Raw genomic sequence first — 18,985 nt, 5'->3', positions numbered from 1 at the left:
GATGCGATCTCCGAAGTGCGGGGAAAACGCTTACCTGCACGCTAATCCAGATTGAAACGTTTCGCAACCGGCAATTCCACGACCCGATTACATCGATTACCGCGGGATCTTCCAGTCTTTCACGACCAGGTTCCCGGCCTCGACGTCGAGACCCAACCGATATACCGCCCCTCGCCTCTGCTCACCCGTCGCGGTATGCATCGGCGCCGCCTCCGCCGCGGCGAAGAAGTAGAACCACAGCTCGTCGCCGTGGCGCACATGAGCGCCGTGATTGCCGTGCCCTCCCCCGGGCACATCGGCGAGGATGACGGCATCCTCACCGCCCTGCCTGGTCCACCGGATGCCGTCGTCGGAGCGGTACACGCCCATCCCCCGCCACTCGTCGACGATCAGCCACCAGAATCCACCGAGGTCGAAGACCGTCGGACCCTCATGGGGGCGTCCGCCGATCGCGATTCCGTCGAGACGCCACCCCGCGAGGTCGGCGGATGACGCGACCATCGTGACCGAGTCCGCCGCCTCGTCCTTGTACCAGATCCGCCAGAGGCCGTCGGGGGTGCGCGCGACCGCCGCGTCGATGACCCGATCGCTGCTCAACGCGAGCGGTCCGCGTCGCGCCCAGCGACGGAGGTCATCCGAGACGTACTCCACGATCTCGCGCACGAATCCGGGCCAGCGGTCGGGAATGCCGTCGATCTCGGTCAGGTACATGCGCCACCGCGCGCCGTCCCAGACGACCTCGGGCGCCCAGTGCGTGCGGTCGACCTCGGCGGGCGGCGGGCCCGGCTCCAGGACGAGGTCGGATGCCGCGGGCTCGAGCGTGCCGTCGTACGTCCACTCGACCCCGTCGTGCGAGGTGGCGACACCGATCCGACTGCCGTGGATCCACGAGACGCCAGGACCCGCATCCTCGAGGCTCGCCCGGCGCTGCGTGTAGAACATCCACCACAGCCCGTCGGCATCGATCACGACCCGCGGATCCGTGGCGCCGTCGTAGACCGGGTCTCGGTAGAGCTCGTTCACCGGCGGAGATCGGTCACCGGGCTCGCGAAACCGGCACGATGCGTCGGATGCGCGGCCAGCGCCTCGGGCGTGATGACCGCGCCGTCGGATGCGGCCGAGGCGTAGATCCCCGCGACGATCTCGAGCGACCGAGCGGGGGCATCCGCGGTCGCCGGCAGGGGCTCACCGTCGAGCAGCGCGTCGAACACGTCGCGCAGCAGTGGCCCGTGGTCGCTGCGCTCTTCGACATCGGGGAACGCCCACGAGTCCGCCTCGGCCTCGAAGCCGGGCGCCGGGGTGATCCGCCAGTTCTCGTGCCCATGCCCGTAGACATGGTCGACCGTGATCGTGGCTTTCTGCGTGTCGATGCGGATCGAGCTCGTCTCGCGCGGCGACACCGCGCTCGTGATCAGCTGCGCAACGACACCCTGCTCGAAGACGATCGTCGCGGTCGACACGTCTTCGGTCTCGGTCTCGCGATCGAGCCTCCAGAGACGCCCCTGCACCGATGACCAGTCACCCAGCAGGTGAGCGAGCAGATCGATCTGGTGGATGCCGTGGCCGAGAGTCGTGCCACCACCCTCCGTCTCCCACTTGCCGCGCCACGGCACCGCGAAGTAGTCCGCGTCACGGAACCACAGCGTCTGGCACACCGCTACGAGCGGGCGACCGAGCGCTCCGCTCTGCAGCAGCCCGCGAACGTGCGCCGCCGCCGTACCGGTGCGCTGCTGGAACACGACCGCCAGCTGCCTGTCGGCCGAGAGTGCACCGGCGCGCATGTCATCGAGCTCGTCGAGGGACGGTGCCGGCGGCTTCTCGACGATCACGTGCGCGCCCGCGGCGAAGGCGGCCAGCGACTGCACCCGGTGCGGACCCGGCGGGGTGCAGATGAGCACGACGTCTGGATGCTCGGCGGCGAGCATCTCGTCGAGGTCGGAGTATGCGGCGGCGATGTCGTATCTGCCGGCGAACTCCCGGGCCTTCTCGAGGCTGAGGTCGGCGACGGCGATGAGTTCTGCGCGCGGATACGCGGCGACGGCGCGGGCGTGGGAGTTCGCCACAGAGCCGGTGCCCACCAGGGCAGCGCGAAGGGTCTTCTCGGAAGTCATCGGTCCTCCTCAGGACGGTGAGTCGGTGTCATCTCATGCCGTTCTGCACCAGGTGCAGCCGAGCGTATCGCCCACCGGCGGCGAGCAGCTGATCGTGCGAGCCCTGCTCGACGATGCGGCCGTGTTCGAGCACGACGATGCGATCGGCCTGCCGAATGGTGGACAGTCGGTGCGCGACGACCAGGGTGGTTCGGCCACGCATGAGTCGTTCGAGAGCCTCTTTCACGAGGCCTTCGGATTCGGGGTCGAGGGCACTGGTGGCTTCATCGAGCAGCAGGATGCGCGGGTCGCGCACGAGCGCACGAGCGATCGCCAGTCGCTGACGCTGGCCGCCCGACAGGCGCGCTCCCCGCTCGCCGACCACCGTGTCCCAGCCGTGGGGCTGCTCGCTCACGAACTCCCACGCGTTGGCATCGCGCAGCGCCTGCTCGACGCGGTCGGGCGTGACGTCGGGCATGCCGTAGGCGATGTTGTCGAAGACCGACCCCTCGAACAGCACCGATTCCTGCGGCACGACCGAGATCGAGCGACGGACCGTCCGCAGGTCCAGCTCCTGCATGTCCTGCCCGTCGAGCCTGATCCGGCCGCTGGTGGGCCTGACGAAACCGAGCACCAGGTTCAGGAGCGTCGATTTGCCCGACCCCGACGACCCCACGAAAGCGACGGTCTCGCCCGGCGCGATGCGCAGATCGATCTCGAACAGAGCGTCGTCCTCGGCATCCGCGTACCGATGCGTGGCCGAGTCGAGCACGATCTCGCCGGTGACGGCCGACACCGTGCGCTTGCCCGAGTTCTGCTCGACGTCGGGCTCCTGCAGCACCTCGGCGATCGAGCGCACCGACTCCAGGCCGCGCGCACCGACGGGGATGAGCATGAGCAGCTGGGTCAGCCCACCGGTCAGCAGCGTGAAGTAGCTCGAGAGCATCACGACCTCACCGGGCGTGATGGGAAGGAACCCCGTGAGCGCGCACACCGCGGCGAGCATGAGGCAGGCGACGCCGAGCAGCTGCATCGCGACCCACGAGATCGACGCGACGCGTCCGTTGAGCAGATCGAGGTCGAGTCCCGCCCGGCGCACGCCGTCGGCCCCGCCGGCGACCCGGGTGATCGCCGTCTCCTCGAGCCCGTGCGCGCGGGTCACCGGGATCAGCGATGCCATCTCGCCCACCCGCGCCGACAGGGTCTCGATCTCGCGACGGAACACCTCGTTACGGCGCTGCGAGCGATTGCGCATGCCATAGCGGATGCCGATGGCGATGGGCACCGCGAGGGCGTAGACCGGCAGGAACTGCGGCACGGTGACGGCCGTCATGGCGAGCGCACCGAGCATCACCATCATCGATGACAGAAGCGGATGCGTGACCTGCTGCAGCATCAGCTCGACGTTCTCGACGTCGCGCACGACCTTGGTCTGCACGATCGACGAGCTCATGCGCGTGTGGTATCCGATCGAGAGACTCTGCAGTCGCGCGGTGAGCGCGTTGCGCAGGTCGGCCCCCAGGTCGCGCACCACGGTCATGAAGTTCCGCGTGTAGATGATGTGGTTGGGGTAGTTCTGCACCAGCAGCACGGCGGCGAGCGCGAACCACCAGAGCACTTCGGTGACGTCGCCCTTGCTCGCCACGACATCGATGATCGCGGCGGTGATGACCGGCAGGAACCACAGCGGGATCTCCTTCACCGCGAACGCCGTGATCGCGAACGTGAGGCGCCAGGGGCGGCGCGCGACCAGACGCAGCACAGAACGGGTCGGGTGCTGACCGTCGATGAGCGCAGCCGGGTGGGAAAGCGCTTTCTGTGTCATGGTCCTATCGTAGAGTCACCATCGTCGCCAGGGAAGCGCGACGACCTGATCCGGCCGGGAGCACACTCATGACCTTCGACGCAGCGTTCGACTGGGCCCGCCGCCACGTGCACTCGGAGCGGCTGCCCACCGCCGTCGTCGGTATCGCGACCGCCGACGGCATCGTCGGCCTCGACGGCTTCGGCGCAGCCACGGATGCCGTCTACCCACTGTTCTCGATCACGAAGGTCCTCACGGGGATCACGGCAGCGAGGGCGATCGAGCGCGGACTGCTCACCCCGAACACTCCGTTGACCGACGCCCTTCCCGACTTCGGGTCGTCTCGCGATGACATCGTGCGCCTGTGGCATCTCGCCTCGCACACATCAGGGATCTCCGAGCCGGCGCTCGACACGGCCCTTCCGCTGCGCCACGAGCTGCTCACCCGCGGGCGGGACTTCGCTGCCGGAACCGCCTCGCGGTATTCGACGCTGGCCTTCGAGGGCATCGCGGCGATGATCGAGCATGCGACCGACACGACATGGGATGCCGGCACTCTCGATTGGGCCCACCGCATCGGCGCGATCGGCCTGACCCTCGACACCGCGCAGTCGGTCGGTGTGCCTGACGCTGCGGCAGGAGGACTCGACCTCGATCGATTCCACGCCACACGGGCACCGGGCGCGGGCCTGCTGGGCAGGGCGGAGGACCTGCTGCACCTCGGCGCCGAGCTGCTGCGCATCGACCGGGGCGGCCGCGACGGCATCCTCTCTCCGGCCGGTCTCGCCATGATGCGTCGCCCGCTCACGGGAGACATCCCCCGCCTCGACCCGTACCCCGACGAGCGCGGTCAGGACTGGGGCTTCACGTTCAATGTGCGGTCTCGGGCGCCCGGGCTCGTCGACCGCGACGTCTTCGGCCACGGAGGGTGGGCCGGCACCGAGTTCTGGGTCCACCCCGGTGCCGGGGTGGCCTGGGTGCTGCTCACGAATGCGGCCGTCCGGCCGGGCGTCGACGCCGACGAGCTCGACAACGCGGTGGTCAGCGCGCTCTAGCGCCACCTGGCCGCTCGCCTGGAGGCACCTGCGCGAGTCGACAGGGCGCCCTCGCGGCTCGCCGGGCCCGTCTCCACCAGACGCCCTGAAACGTCTCAAGAAAGTTCTTGCCACCGCCTCCGACCGCGTGCAAGGATCGGTGCCAACCCTCGGGAATACGTTTTCCGAGCAATTCGGATCCATCGATCGGCCGAGACGAAGTGGTCTCTTTCGCCTCGGCTCCCCCTTTTGATATCCGCACCGACGCGGGTCTCTCAGTCGTACCCCTTAGCCAGTGATGTCCAAGGAGGAACCGTGGAGCATTCCACCCGTTCTGCACGAAAGTCCCGTCCGTTCCCGCGCCTGCGCGCAGGGTTCGCCGCCGCCACGATCGCCGCCGTGATCGGAGCGACCATGACCGCCGTTCCGGCGGCGGCCGCGCTCGAACCGGCCGCGGACGGCGCCTGGCGCTTCGACTTCGGCACGGCCACGAGCCCTGTCGCCGAGGGGTACGAGCCGGTGCTCACGACCTCGCTCTACACGGCCGCGTCAGGATGGGGAGTGACGGTTCCCGACGGCGTCGCACTGTTCGCCCGTGACCGCACCGGCAACCGCACTCCGGCGGATCCGGTGGCCGAGGACTTCGTCGCCGGGACCTCGTGGGGCTTCCTGCTCGACAGCGTCCCCGCCGGCGAGTACGACGTGACCGTGACCATCGGCGATGCGCTGACGACGGCGTCGAGCACGAACGCCACGCTCACGCTCGAGGGGGTCGCGCAGACGCGACTGCTGTCCCCCAAGGGCGGCTCGACCACCGAGACGTTCCGCACGAAGGTGGAGGACGGACAGCTGACCGTGGGCTTCACGGGGAGCGGCCTCGGGGCCTACGTCAACGGACTCGTCGTCGCTCCGGTGCTCCCTGCGGTGCCCGCCGACCTCGCGGTCGCCAAGGTCGCCTGGAACACGGTCGATCTGTCCTGGGCCCCCTCGGACGGGGCCACGGCCTACCGCGTGCTGCGAGCCGACATCGACGGCGATGCGGCGGGCGAGTTCACTCAGGTCGCCGAGATCGAGACGATGACGTTCTCCGACACCGCTGTCGCCGAGGGCGACGCCTACGCCTATGCGGTCGAGGCCGTCAACTCCTACGGGCTCACGTCCGCCCGCAGCGCCGAGGTGCGCAGCGGCGCGATCCCGGCCCTCGCCGTGCCCGCGACTCCCGAGGGACTCGCGGTCGCGCAGGTGACGAAGGATGCCGTAGCGCTGACCTGGACCGCGACGCCGAACGCCGATGAGTACGTCGTCGAGCGCGCGGATGCCGACGGACTCTTCTCCGACGTCGCCACCGTGTCCGCACCTGCCTTCACCGACACCGTCGACACGTCCGAGAAGTGGTCGTACCGGGTGACGGCACGCAACGCGGCAGGCACCTCCGATGCATCCGTCACCGTCGACTCCGCGGTCTACGCGGCGCCCGCGCCCCTGCCGGCCGGCGACCGGATCGTCTTCGACTTCGGCCCAGGCGCCCTCGCCGACGGCGCCGTCGGCGTCACCTCGACCGTCGGGTTCTCCGACGAATGGGGATACGGCTTCAGCACTGCTCCGACCTCCGCTGAGCCCGATGTCGACCGCGGCGGCGACGACCCGCTGCGCGGAGACCACGTCGCAGCCCACGGCGGCACCTTCGAGGTGCAGCTCGGCGCAGGCGACTACATCGTGAACGTCATCGCGGGCGACCGCAGTGCCGCGAGCGAGATCGCGATCACCGCGGAGGGCATCGCCAAGGTGCAGACGACCGCGAAGCCCGCCGGGGAGTATCTCGAGATGGCCTTCCCGATCGCTCTCATCGATGGCCGCCTGACCCTTCAGATCGCGGGCTCGGCCGCAGCTCTCGACGCGCTCACCATCACCCGACAGGCGAGCCGCGCGCCCGGAGCGCTGCCGACGGTCTACCTCGCCGGCGACTCGACCGTCCAGACATACACCGACACGTTCGCACCGCAGGCGGGCTGGGGGCAGATGATCGACCGCTTCTTCGCCGACGACGTCGCGTTCGCGAACCATGCGATCGGCGGACGATCCTCGAAGAACTTCATCACCCAGGGGCGTCTCGACGAGGTCCTGCGCGGAATCCGGCCGGGCGACTACCTGTTCGTGCAGTTCGGCCACAACGACGCGACCCAGGGCGTCGACGATCGCTACGCGTCTCCCGCCGACTACAAGGAGTATCTGCGCAGCTACGTGCAGGGAGCCCGTCAGCGCGGCGCCACCCCCGTGCTCGTCACGCCCGTCTCGCGCCGCAGCTTCGACGCCGCGACGGGGGCTGCGAACGTGAGCTTCCCCGAGTACGTGGCGAAGATGATCGAGCTCGCGCAGGAGGAAGGCGTCGCGCTCGTCGATCTGTCGGCATCGAGCCGTGCCTACCTCGACGAGATCGGCCCCGAAGCCGCGAAGTCGGTATTCCTCTGGGTCGATCCCGGTATCTTCCCCGGGCGCCCGTCGGGCACCCAGGACGACACGCATTTCCAGGACTACGGCGCGATCCAGATGGCGCGCCTGATCGCCCAGGATGTCGCCGCCCTCGACGATCCCCTCGCCGCCAAGGTCGTCGACGTCGAGCCACCAGCCACGGTGCCGGCCGCGCCCGCGAATCTCGTGGCCGGCTCCATCTCGAATGCCGGCGCCGTGCTGCAGTGGAACGCGTCTTCGGGCGCCGACATCTACCGCATCGAACGCCAGGCCACCGCCGATCCGGAGCAGGTCTGGTCGCTGGTGACCACGACCACGCAGACGAGCGCCATCGTGCAGGGCCTCGCCGAAGGCGCTGGGTACCGCTACCGCGTGTTCGCGGTGAACGGCCGGGGCGTCTCGGACGCGTCGAACACCGTGAGCTTCTCGACCAAGCAGGCGAAGTGGAAGTTCGACTTCCAGCTCACCGGAGGGGCCGTGATGCCGGGCTACACCGAGGTGAACCCCGACGACGGATACACGGCTGACGCCGGATTCGGCTTCAGGGCCCCCTTGGCCGCGAACGCCGGGCGCGACCGCGGAACCGCGGGTGGCGCGAGCGACCTCGAGCGGGACTTCGTCCTCCCGGGCGACTCGAGCGAGTTCCTCCTCGACGTGCCGAACGGCACCTACTCGGTCAAGACCTACTCGGGCGATTGGATCGGCTCCACCCGGACGAACTTCGACATCGAGGGCAAGGCATTCGGCACGGGCAACGCCGGATCCGGATCCGTGAACGCGTCGGTCCGCGGCCCTGTGCTCGTCACCGACGGTCAGCTCACCGTGCGGGTGCACGGTGCGGCCGCAGGAACACGCCTCAACGGCATCGAGGTGACCCCGATCCTGCTCGGCCCGGCCGGCCTCGAGGTGACCGACGTGAACGCGGATCCCGCTGCGCCGACCGTCTCCCTCGCCTGGACCGCCGAGCCGGGGATGACCTGGAAGGTGTACCGCACTTCGGTGTTCGAGAAGTCGTCGACGCTGGTCGGTGAGACCACGACGTCCTCGTTGGTCGATGCCGGCGCCCGCCTGGGGCTCGATTACGCGTATCACGTCACCGCGGTCGACCAGACCGGACTCGAGTCGGTGCCCTCGGCATCCGTCGACGTGTCGCTGGTGGACCCTGCTGTCGACGCTCCGTCGGCCCCCACTGCACTCGCGGTCGACCGGCTCGAGAAGCGCGAGGTCGAGATCTCATGGGCGCAGCCGAGCACCGCCGTGTACACGATGGTCTTCCGATCCGAGATCGAGGGTGAGCGCGGCGAACTCGCCGGCTTCGCCAGCTCGAACCGCTTCGTCGATACCGCCGTGCTGACCACGATCCCGTACCACTACACCGCTGTCGCGGTGAATGCCGGCGGTGCGGGGCCCGACTCCGCTCAGCTGACCACCGAGGCGGCCACTGTGCTGCAGCGCCAGGCCGAGTACCTCGACCGTGCGCCCGCAGCGGTGCAGACGGACGACGGCGTTCTGGTCAGCTGGCGCATGCTCGGCACCGACCCGGATGCGATCGCCTTCCACGTCTACCGCGACGGCACCCGCATCACCGACGAGCCGATCACCGACTCGACCAACCTTCTCGACGCCGACGGTTCGGACGAGTCGACGTACTTCGTCACGAGCCTCCTCGACGATCGAGAGGTCACGGTGACCGACGAGTTCGGAGTGCAGGACGGCGACCACCTCTCGATCCCTCTCGACAAGCCCGCCGACGCGTACACGAAGGACGGCCAGCCGTACTCGTACCGCGCCAACGATGCGAGCGTCGGAGATCTCGACGGCGACGGTCAGTACGAGATCCTCGTCAAGTGGGACCCCTCGAACTCGAAGGACAACTCGCAGTCGGGCTACACGGGCAACGTGTACCTCGACGCCTACCGCCTCGACGGCACGCGCCTGTGGCGCATCGATCTGGGCGTGAACATCCGGGCAGGCGCGCACTACACGCAGTTCCAGGTGTTCGACTACGACGGCGACGGCCGCGCCGAGGTGATGATGAAGACCGCCGACGGCACGATCGACGGCGTGGGGCAGCCCATCGGCAACGCCAGCGCCGACCACCGCAACAGCACGGGCTACGTGCTCACCGGCCCCGAGTACCTCAGCGTCTTCAACGGACTGACGGGGGCCGCGGTCGACACGGTTGACTACGTGCCGGCCCGAGGCGACGTCGGCTCGTGGGGCGACACCTACGGCAACCGGGTCGACCGGTTCCTGGCGGCGACCGCGTACCTCGACGGCGAGCACCCCAGTGCGATCTTCAGCCGCGGGTACTACACCCGGGCCGTGATGGCGGCATACGACTTCGACGGCACGACGCTCACTCAGCGCTGGGTGCTCGACTCGAACGACGCGGGAAACGAGGGCTTCTACGGGATGGGCAACCACAACCTGTCGGTCGCCGACGTCGACGGCGACCAGAAGGACGAGATCGTCTACGGGTCGGCCACGGTCGACGACGACGGCACGGTGCTCTATTCGACAGGGCTCGGCCACGGCGACGCGATCCACGTCTCGGACCTCGTCCCATCGAACCCCGGCCTCGAGGTGTTCGCCGCACACGAGGAGATGAATGCCTCGGGCAACGCCGGTGCGACGATGCGTGACGCGCGTACGGGTGAGGTTCTGTGGTCCATCCCCGCGGCCAAGGACACCGGTCGTGCCGCCTCCGCCGACATCGACCCCCGGCATGAGGGCGCCGAAGGATGGGCCATCGGCGGTGACGCCGCGTGGAACTCCCCCGTCGGCCAGCTGCGCTCGTCGACCGGTGAGCTCATCGGCGAGCGCATCCCTGCGGCGAACTTCCTCGCCTGGTTCGACGGAGACCCGCTGCGGGAGATCGTCGACCACGATTGGAACGCCGACACGTCCACCGGCGTGCCGACCGTGTCGAAGTGGAACTGGGAGACCGAGTCCAGCGACGTGATCCTGACGGCTGCGGGCGCTCTCTCCAACAACAGCACCAAGGGCACGCCGAACCTGCAGGCTGACCTCTTCGGAGACTGGCGCGAGGAGATCGCCTGGCGCTCCGACGACTCGACCGAGCTGCGGATCTACTCGACCACCGACGAGACGGACCTGCGCCTGCGGACCCTGATGCACGATCCCGTGTATCGACTCTCGGTCGCGTGGCAGAACACCGGATACAACCAGCCGCCGCAGACGAGCTTCTTCCTCGGTGACGGCATGGAGCAGCCGTCGGCGCCGCGCATCGCGGTCACCGGCGACCCGTCGGGGGCAGTCGACCAGACGGCTCCCGTGGTGTCGGGGATGCCTGCGGACGGCACCCTGTTCGCCAGCACGTCCACCTTCACCGTGGACGTGACGGCCGCCGATCCCGAGTCGGGGGTGCGGACGCTCGACGTCGCCTTCGACGGAGAACCTGTCGCGCCCGGCCAGACGATCGACCTGGTCGACCTCGTCGGACCCCACACGGTCACGGTGAACGCGGTCAACCACGACGGCCTGGTCACCCGTGCGGAGGCTCAGATCCTGGTCTACGACGACGAGCGACCGACGGCGAAGCCCGCCCGCGGCACGCTGTCGACGGACTCGGGCTGGGACACCGGTCTGCATGACGGTGCGTTCACCGTGTCGATGAACCTCTGGCACGGCGTGAACGGCTCGGTGTTCCGGCTCTTCGAGAACGGCACGCTCATCGCGACGAAGCTGCTCGATGCCGACTCGCCTGAAGCCCAGCTCACCACGGTCTCGGTGAGCGGCCGCACCGACGGCACATATGTGTACACGGGCGAGCTGGTCAATGCGAAGGGCACGACGGCCACGACATCCGTCACGGTCAAGGTCAAGGACGCCTCCCCCGGCGTGCCCGTCGTCAGTCACGACAACTGGGATCGCGACGGCAGCTACACGGTGACCACCGACCTCTGGTGGGGCACCAACGGCACCGAGTACCGGCTCTACGAGAACGGGGTCCTGATCGACACCCAGGCTCTGGTGGCCTCGTCCCCCTCGGCGCAGCGCGCGCAGACGGCGATCACCGGTCGCGCACCCGGCACGTACGCATACGTGGCCGAGTTCTCGAACGCCGCGGGCACGACCGCCTCGAGGAGCGTGACTGTGACGGTGAGGTGATCCGGCGATCCACCCGAGGCATGGCCGGTCGCTTGACAGAGCGACCGGCCATGCTAGTGTTGAGACATTGAATGAAACGATTCAAAACCTCGATGAAGAGAGAACATCCATGACTCGCGTCGCGTTCCAGTTGCAGGTGCGTCCTGAGCTGCTCGACGAATACCTCGCCCGTCACACGCCCGTGTGGCCCGAGATGCTGGCCGAGATCGCCGCCGCCGGCCGTCGAAACTACTCGCTGTTCCTCGCAGACGGCGGCACTCTCGTCGGCTACTACGAGACCGATGACGATGCCGCGGCGCAGGCCTACCTCGCCGCATCCCCCGTCGCCGCGCGCTGGGAGGCCGAGATGGGCCGCTTCTTCGTCGATCTCGACGGGCGCCCCGACCAGGCCGCCACCGCACTCACCGAGGTGTTCCACCTCGAAGACCAGCTCGCCGACGCCGGCGGCTCCGCAGCATCCGACATCGATGACACCGACAACCGAAACGACACCGAAGGCAGCGCCTCATGAGCATCCTCTCGTCCGACAATCTCGCAGCTCTCGAGCAGCAGGGCATCGAGCTCCCCAGCTGGGCGTTCGGCAACTCCGGCACCCGCTTCAAGGTGTTCGGAACGCCGGGCACCCCGCGCGACCCGTGGGAGAAGATCGCGGATGCCGCGCAGGTCAACAAGTACACCGCGCTCGCTCCCTCGGTCGCGCTGCACATCCCGTGGGACCTCGTCGACTCGTTCTCCGATCTGCGCAAGCATGCCGAAGACCTCGGCGTGACCCTCGGCACGGTCAACTCCAACACCTTCCAGGACGACGACTACAAGTTCGGCGCGCTGACCCACGAAGACCCCACGATCCGCCAGAAGGCGATCGACCACCACCTCGCCTGCATCGACGTGATGGATGCCACGGGCAGTCGCGACCTGAAGATCTGGCTCGCCGAGGGCTCGAACTACCCGGGTCAGGCCGACCTGCGCGGCCGACAGGACCGCCTGCAGGAGTCGCTGCAGCAGATCTACGCCCGCCTCGGCGACGACCAGCGCCTCGTGCTGGAGTACAAGTTCTTCGAGCCGGCGTTCTATCACACCGATGTTCCCGACTGGGGCACGTCGTACGCTCAGGTCTCCTCCCTCGGCGACAAGGCCATGGTGTGCCTCGACACGGGCCACCACGCCCCCGGCACCAACATCGAGTTCATCGTCATGCAGCTGCTGCGCCTCGGCAAGCTCGGCTCGTTCGACTTCAACTCGCGCTTCTACGCCGACGACGACCTGATCGTCGGCGCGGCCGACCCGTTCCAGCTGTTCCGCATCCTGTTCGAGGTCGTCCGCGGCGGCGGCCTCAACAACCCCGACGTGGCCTTCATGCTCGACCAGTGCCACAACGTCGAAGACAAGATCCCCGGTCAGATCCGCTCGGTGCTCAACGTCCAGGAGATGACGGCGCGCGCGCTGATCGTCGACCGAGACGCCCTGTCCGCCGCGCAGAAGTCCGGCGACGTGCTCGCCGCGAACGCCGTCTTCATGGACGCCTTCTACACCGACGTGCGCCCGGCTCTCGCCGAGTGGCGCGAGTCGCGCGGACTCGCCGCCGACCCGATGGCGGCCTACGCCGAGTCGGGCTACCAGCAGCAGATCGCCGCCGAGCGCGTCGGCGGCGTGCAGGCCGGCTGGGGCGCGTAACCTCGACCGCTGACCCCATGAGACCCGTCGGGATGCGGGAGCCGATCCCCGCATCCCGACGCCCCACCGACAGAAGGACGGATGCTGTGAGCGACCAGCTGCTCGACGGACCTCACGGACCGCTGCGCGTGCGCGTGTACGAGCCGGAGAAGCCTGCCGGACCCGGACTCGTCTGGGCGCACGGCGGAGGGTTCGCCGCCGGCGAGCTCGAGATGCCGGAGGCCGACTGGGTCGCACGGAGCTTCGCCGACCGGGGCATCGTCGTGGTCTCGGTGGACTATTCGCTCGCGCCGTTTCCTCGCACCTGGGCCGCGGCGGCCGGCGCCCCTGAACGTGCCGGCGTGCACTATCCGGTCGCGTCCGACGAGCTCGAGGCCGCGTTCCGCTGGGCGGTCGACTCCGGCCTCGCACGCGGCCCGTGGTCGATCGGCGGAGCAAGCGCGGGTGGCAACCTCGCGACCGGCGCAGCCCTGCGCCTGAGCCACGGTTCCGGTCCCGTCCCCGCTCTCGCGGTGCTCGCGTATCCGACGCTGCACGCTGTGCAGGACACACCGGATGCGGCCCTGCGCGCGGCGCTCGACGCAGATCCTGAGGCCGACACGTTCGGGCCCGAACCCGTGCGAGTCATGTACGAGAACTACCTGGGCGGGCCTGTCGACGACGCCGACGTCTACGCGGTGCCCGGCACCGCGTCGGTCGATGACCTCTCACGCTTCCCCGCCACGATCATGATCAACGACGAGGTCGACGAGCTGCGCGTCTCCGCCGAGGCCTTCGGCGCCTCGCTGCGATCCGCCGGTGTCGCCCTCGACATCTCGACCGAGCCTGGCACCCGCCACGGCCACCTCAACCGTCCGGAACACGCGGCGGCGACAGCATCGATCGACCGCTTCGCCGCACGCATCCTCGCCACTTCTCCCGAGAACAAGGAACAGCCATGACCAACCCCACCGCCGCCGCCCTCATCGAGCGGTCGAACCGCCTGGGCGCCGACCCCAAGAACACCAACTACGCCGGCGGAAACACGTCGGCGAAGGGCACCGAGACCGACCCCGTCACCGGGCAGCCGGTCGAGCTGATGTGGGTCAAGGGATCCGGTGGCGACCTCGGCACGCTGAAGGAGCAGGGCCTCGCCGTGCTGCGCCTCGACCGCATGCGCGCACTCGTCGACGTCTACCCGGGGCTCGACCGTGAAGACGAGATGGTCGCCGCGTTCGACTACTGCCTGCACGGCAAGGGCGGCGCCGCCCCGTCGATCGACACCGCGATGCACGGCCTCGTCGACGCCGCGCACGTCGACCACCTGCACCCCGACTCGGGCATCGCGATCGCGACCGCCGCCGACGGCGAGGCGCTGACCGCGAAGATCTTCGGCGACAAGGTCGTGTGGGTTCCGTGGCGCCGCCCCGGCTTCCAGCTCGGACTCGACATCGCCGCGATCAAGGCACAGAACCCGCAGGCGATCGGCACGATCCTCGGCGGCCACGGCATCACCGCCTGGGGCGACACGTCGGAGGAGGCCGAGTCGAACTCACTGTGGATCATCGACACCGCAGCCGCCTACATCGAGGCGAACGGCAAGGCCGACCCGTTCGGCGGTGTCCGCGCCGGTTTCGAGGCGCTTCCCGAGGCCGAGCGCCGCGAGCGCGCTGCGGCCCTCGCCGGCACGATCCGCGGCATCGCGTCGACCGACAAGCCGATGGTCGGCCACTTCACCGACTCCGACGTCGTTCTCGACTTCCTCGCCTCGGATCGCGCCCCCGAACTCGCGGCTCTCGGCACCAGCTGCCCCGACCACTTCCTGCGCACCAAGGTCAAGCCGCTGATCCTCGACCTGCCCGTCACGGCATCCGCCGACGAGCAGATCGCCCGCCTGCACGAGCTGCACACCGAGTACCGCGCCGACTATCAGGCGTACTACGACGCCCACGCGACCGCGGAGTCGCCCGCGATCCGCGGAGCCGACCCGCTCATCGTGCTCGTGCCCGGCATCGGGATGTTCTCGTACGGGGCGAACAAGCAGACCGCCCGCGTCGCCGGCGAGTTCTACGTCAACGCGATCAACGTGATGCGCGGCGCCGAGTCGCTGTCGACGTACTCCCCCATCTCCGACGCCGAGAAGTTCGACATCGAGTACTGGGCGCTGGAGGAGGCCAAGCTGCAGCGCATGCCGAAGCCGAAGTCGCACCAGGGCCGCATCGCCTTCGTGACCGGAGCCGCCAGCGGCATCGGCAAGGCCATCGCCACCCGTCTCGCGGCCGAGGGCGCCTGCGTCGTCATCGCCGACCTCGATCTCGAGAAGGCCCAGGCCGCCGCGGCCGAGCTCGGGAACACCGACGTCGCGATCGGCGTCGCGGCGAACGTCGCGGATGCGGCTGCGATCCAGGCCGCGCTGAACGACGCCGTGCTCGCGTTCGGCGGCGTCGACCTCGTCGTCAACAATGCCGGACTCTCGCTGTCGAAGCCCCTGCTCGAGACCACCGAGAAGGACTGGGACCTGCAGCACGATGTCATGGCCAAGGGCTCGTTCCTCGTGTCGAAGGCCGCGGCCCGTGTGCTGATCGACCAGAAGCTCGGCGGCGACATCATCTACATCTCGTCGAAGAACTCGGTGTTCGCCGGTCCGAACAACATCGCCTACTCGGCGACCAAGGCCGACCAGGCGCACCAGGTGCGACTGCTGGCCGTCGAGCTCGGCGAGTTCGGCATCCGCGTCAACGGCATCAACCCCGACGGTGTCGTACGCGGCTCGGGCATCTTCGCCTCGGGCTGGGGTGCGAACCGCGCAGCCACCTACGGCGTCGCCGAAGAGGACCTCGGCCAGTTCTACGCCAACCGCACGATCCTCAAGCGCGAGGTCGTTCCCGAGAACGTGGCGGATGCGGTCTACGTGCTGACGGGCCCCGAGCTCAGCCGCACCACAGGCCTGCACATCCCGGTCGACTCCGGCGTCGCCGCGGCGTTCCTGCGATGACGGCGCGAGGGCGTTTCGTGTCGCTCCGCTCGCTCAACGACCAGGAGCCTCGGTCGTTGAGCGAGGAGCGCAGCGACGAGACGAAACGCATCGCCCGATCCATGGCACTCCACGACAGCTCCCGGAGCGACTCATGACGGTCCGGTCCGTCGCCGCCGTCGACCTCGGGGCGACCAGCGGTCGCGTCATGATCGGGCGGATCGGCGACGACCGGCTCGACCTCGAACTCGTCTCGCGGTTTCCCAACGGGCCCGTCGAACGTGAGGACGGCCTGCACTGGGACTTCGGCGCACTCTACGAGCATGTCGTCGCGGGGCTCGCCGAGGCCGTGCGCCGAGAGCCGGGCATCGAGAGCATCGGAATCGACTCGTGGGCAGTCGACTACGGCCTGCTGAAAGACGGCGAGCTTCTCGCCGAGCCTTTCCACTATCGCGACGAGCGCACGGCGCGGGGCGTCGCCGAGGTGCACGCCGAGGCGCCGTTCGCCGAGCTGTACCAGCGGAACGGACTGCAGTTCCTGCCGTTCAACACGCTCTATCAGTACCGTGTCGACGCCCGCCTCGCCGATGCCGACAACGCCCTGCTGATCCCCGACCTCATCGCGTTCCTGCTCACCGGAACTGAGGTCGCCGAACGCACCAATGCCTCGACCACCGGACTGCTCGGCGTCGAATCGGGCGAGTGGGACAGCGAGCTGGCCGAACGCCTCGGCATCCCGTCGAGCATCCTGCCCTCGCTCGTCGACCCGGGCGAGACGATCGGCACGCTGCGACCCGAGCTGGCTGAACGCATCGGCAAGCAGCTGCCCGTCATCGCGGTCGGCTCGCACGACACGGCATCCGCCGTCGTCGCCGCACCCCTGTCGACCCCGCACTCGGCCTATATCTCGTGCGGCACCTGGGGCCTGGTCGGCGTCGAGCTGACAAACCCGGTGCTGACGGATGCCGCGCGCGAGGCGAACTTCACGCACGAGCTCGGGGTCGACCGGCGCTACCGCTTCCTGCACAACGTGACGGGACTCTGGCTGCTGAGCGAGACCGTGCGGGCGTGGGAGGCAGAGGACGGGTCCTCGATCGACCTGCCCGAGCTGCTGGCCGCGGCCTCCGCCGTCACCGGCGACGTGCCGCTGTTCGACGCGAACGACTCGTCGCTCAGCGCACCAGGAGACATGCCTGCACGCATCGCGGCGCTGCTCGGATCGGAGGCTCCCTCGACGAGGCCCGCCTTCGCCCGTTCGATCGTCGAGTCGATCGCCACGGCGTTCGCGGATGCGGTGCAGACGGCATCCGGCCTCTCGGGGCGCGAGCTCGACAGCATCCATCTGGTGGGTGGCGGATCGTTGAACCGTCTGCTGTGCCAGGCGACGGCCGATCGCACCGGTCTTCCGGTGCTCGCAGGCCCCGTCGAGGCGACCGCTCTCGGCAACGTGCTCGTGCAGGCGCGAGCCCTCGGTGCGGCCCCCGCATCTCTCGAGGAGCTGCGCGCCCTCGTCGCCGCGACCCACGAGCCGGAGCGCTTCGACCCGCGCTGACTCACACCCGTCGCCCGCCCCGAAGTGCCGTCCCGTCCGCGGGCAGCCCGCCGCACACCTGGCTGGCCGGTCCCCGGATGGATGCCGAGAACACCCTGTCCCGGCATCCATCCGCGCTTTCGCCAGCCATCCGCCCAGGGCCGGGAGCCCGCGCCATAGCACCGGCAATGGCACCGGACACACGAAAGGGGCGCCGGAGCCGAAGCTCCGACGCCCCACACGAATCCGACTCAGAAGTCGAAGTCGCCGATGTTGTCGGCGTTGAACTCGAACGGGTCGCCGAGCAGCACGACGCCGTCGGCGCCGACCGTGTACTCGCCGAGCTCGCCTGCCTCGAAGGTGTCGCCCTCTTCGCCGGTGATGTCGCCCTCGATCAGTGCCTTCGACGCGAATGCCGCCAGGTAGCCGAGGTCGGCCGGGTTCCACAGCGCGAACGCGGTGACGGTGCCGTCCTCGACGTACTCGCGCATCTGGTTCGGGGTGCCGAGACCGGTGATCGCGACCTTGCCCTTGTAGTCCGAGGTCGAGACGTAGCGAGCGGCGGCAGCGATGCCGACCGTGGTGGGCGAGATGATGCCCTTCAGGTTCGGGTGGCTCTGCAGCAGGGCCGCGGTCTTGTCGAACGAGGTCTGATCGTCGTCGTCACCGTAGACGGTCTCGACGATCGTGATGTCGGGGTACTCGGTGGCGACGTACTCCTTCATCAGGTCGATCCAGGCGTTCTGGTTGGTCGCGTTGGCCGATGCCGACAGGATCGCGACCTCGCCGGCTCCGCCGATCTGGTCGGCGATGAGGTCGACCTGCACCTTGGCGATGCCCTCGGAGTCGGCCTGGTTGATGAACAGGTCGCGGCACTCGGGGTTGGTGTCGGAGTCGAAGGTGACGACCTTGACGCCCGCGTCACGCGCCTCGTTCAGCGCGTCGCAGATCGCTTTCGGATCGTTGGCCGAGACGACCAGCGCACCGACGGCCTGCTGCGTCGCGGTGTTGATGTAGCTGACCTGGGCGTCGGGGGTGGCCTCAGCAGGGCCGACCTCGGCGAACGTGCCGCCGAACTCGTCGACGGCGGTCTTGCCGCCCTCGCTCGAGGTGTCGAAGTACGGGTTGCCGAGGTTCTTCGGCAGGAACGTGATCGACAGGTTGTCGGATCCTCCACCCTCCGAGCCCGAGCCGCCCGAGCCGCCGCTGGTGTCGGCGCAGCCGGTCAGCACGAGCGCTGCGGCCACGGCGACCGCCGCGAACCCCGCGATCTTCTTACGTGCAAACGTCATTGTT

The 18,985-nt window shown here is 68.9% G+C and carries 10 protein-coding genes and 2 pseudogenes; 8 read left to right on the top strand and 4 right to left on the bottom strand.

Annotated features, from left to right (window positions below; genetic code table 11):
* Window positions 1–96: 96 nt before the first annotated feature.
* The 3 genes from ASF63_RS14370 to ASF63_RS14360 are packed head-to-tail and all read right to left on the bottom strand — an operon-like array spanning window position 97 to window position 3,915.
* The gene (locus ASF63_RS14370; protein ID WP_056515431.1) at window positions 97–1,023 is read right to left on the bottom strand and encodes a hypothetical protein; all 927 of its coding nucleotides are present in this window, start codon (window positions 1,021–1,023) and stop codon (window positions 97–99) included.
* On the bottom strand, window positions 1,020–2,111 hold the full coding sequence (locus ASF63_RS14365) for a Gfo/Idh/MocA family protein (RefSeq protein WP_056515428.1): 1,092 nt from the start codon (window positions 2,109–2,111) through the stop codon (window positions 1,020–1,022). Before ASF63_RS14365 ends, ASF63_RS14370 begins: the two co-directional genes overlap by 4 nt.
* Window positions 2,112–2,139: 28 nt before the next feature.
* Window positions 2,140–3,915 (bottom strand): ABC transporter ATP-binding protein, encoded by a 1,776-nt coding sequence (locus ASF63_RS14360; RefSeq protein WP_056515425.1) that lies wholly within the window; start codon window positions 3,913–3,915, stop codon window positions 2,140–2,142.
* Window positions 3,916–3,983: 68 nt separating this feature from the next.
* On the opposite strand from ASF63_RS14360, the gene ASF63_RS14355 reads away from it, so the two are divergent.
* The 8 genes and pseudogenes from ASF63_RS14355 to ASF63_RS14325 all read left to right on the top strand — a co-directional run bounded on the left by ASF63_RS14355 (window position 3,984) and on the right by ASF63_RS14325 (window position 17,710).
* Entirely contained in the window at window positions 3,984–4,949 is a 966-nt protein-coding gene (locus ASF63_RS14355) for a serine hydrolase domain-containing protein (RefSeq protein WP_056515423.1), read from the top strand.
* Between the two features lie 393 nt (window positions 4,950–5,342).
* Window positions 5,343–8,237, top strand: a pseudogene (locus tag ASF63_RS19680) (fibronectin type III domain-containing protein); the annotation flags it as partial.
* 426 nt (window positions 8,238–8,663) lie between these two features.
* Window positions 8,664–10,661: pseudogene (locus tag ASF63_RS19675) on the top strand (rhamnogalacturonan lyase); the annotation flags it as partial.
* A gap of 979 nt (window positions 10,662–11,640) precedes the next feature.
* On the top strand, window positions 11,641–12,042 hold the full coding sequence (locus ASF63_RS14345; RefSeq protein WP_056515416.1) for an L-rhamnose mutarotase: 402 nt from the start codon (window positions 11,641–11,643) through the stop codon (window positions 12,040–12,042).
* On the top strand, window positions 12,039–13,205 hold the full coding sequence (gene rhaI, locus ASF63_RS14340; protein ID WP_056515413.1) for an L-rhamnose isomerase: 1,167 nt from the start codon (window positions 12,039–12,041) through the stop codon (window positions 13,203–13,205). The genes ASF63_RS14345 and rhaI overlap by 4 nt, the downstream gene beginning before the upstream one ends.
* 86 nt (window positions 13,206–13,291) lie before the next feature.
* On the top strand, window positions 13,292–14,146 hold the full coding sequence (locus tag ASF63_RS14335) for an alpha/beta hydrolase (protein WP_056515410.1): 855 nt from the start codon (window positions 13,292–13,294) through the stop codon (window positions 14,144–14,146).
* Window positions 14,143–16,179 carry a bifunctional rhamnulose-1-phosphate aldolase/short-chain dehydrogenase gene (locus ASF63_RS14330; protein WP_056515408.1) on the top strand — a complete coding sequence of 679 codons (2,037 nt, stop codon included), beginning with the start codon at window positions 14,143–14,145 and terminating at the stop codon, window positions 16,177–16,179. The genes ASF63_RS14335 and ASF63_RS14330 overlap by 4 nt, the downstream gene beginning before the upstream one ends.
* Window positions 16,180–16,312: 133 nt before the next feature.
* A complete protein-coding gene (locus ASF63_RS14325) occupies window positions 16,313–17,710 on the top strand; it encodes a rhamnulokinase (protein ID WP_056515405.1) in 1,398 nt (465 codons plus the stop codon).
* A gap of 230 nt (window positions 17,711–17,940) precedes the next feature.
* On the opposite strand, the gene rhaS is transcribed toward ASF63_RS14325, so the two are convergent.
* Window positions 17,941–18,981, bottom strand: a complete 1,041-nt coding sequence (gene rhaS, locus ASF63_RS14320) for a rhamnose ABC transporter substrate-binding protein (protein WP_056515402.1) — start codon at window positions 18,979–18,981, stop codon at window positions 17,941–17,943.
* Window positions 18,982–18,985: the final 4 nt, after the last annotated feature.

Source organism: Microbacterium sp. Leaf320 (assembly GCF_001423485.1).
In the GTDB taxonomy this organism is placed as follows: Bacteria; Actinomycetota; Actinomycetes; order Actinomycetales; family Microbacteriaceae; genus Microbacterium.
Note: the sequence above shows the minus strand (reverse complement) of the source record. Positions and strands in the feature narration are given on the sequence as shown.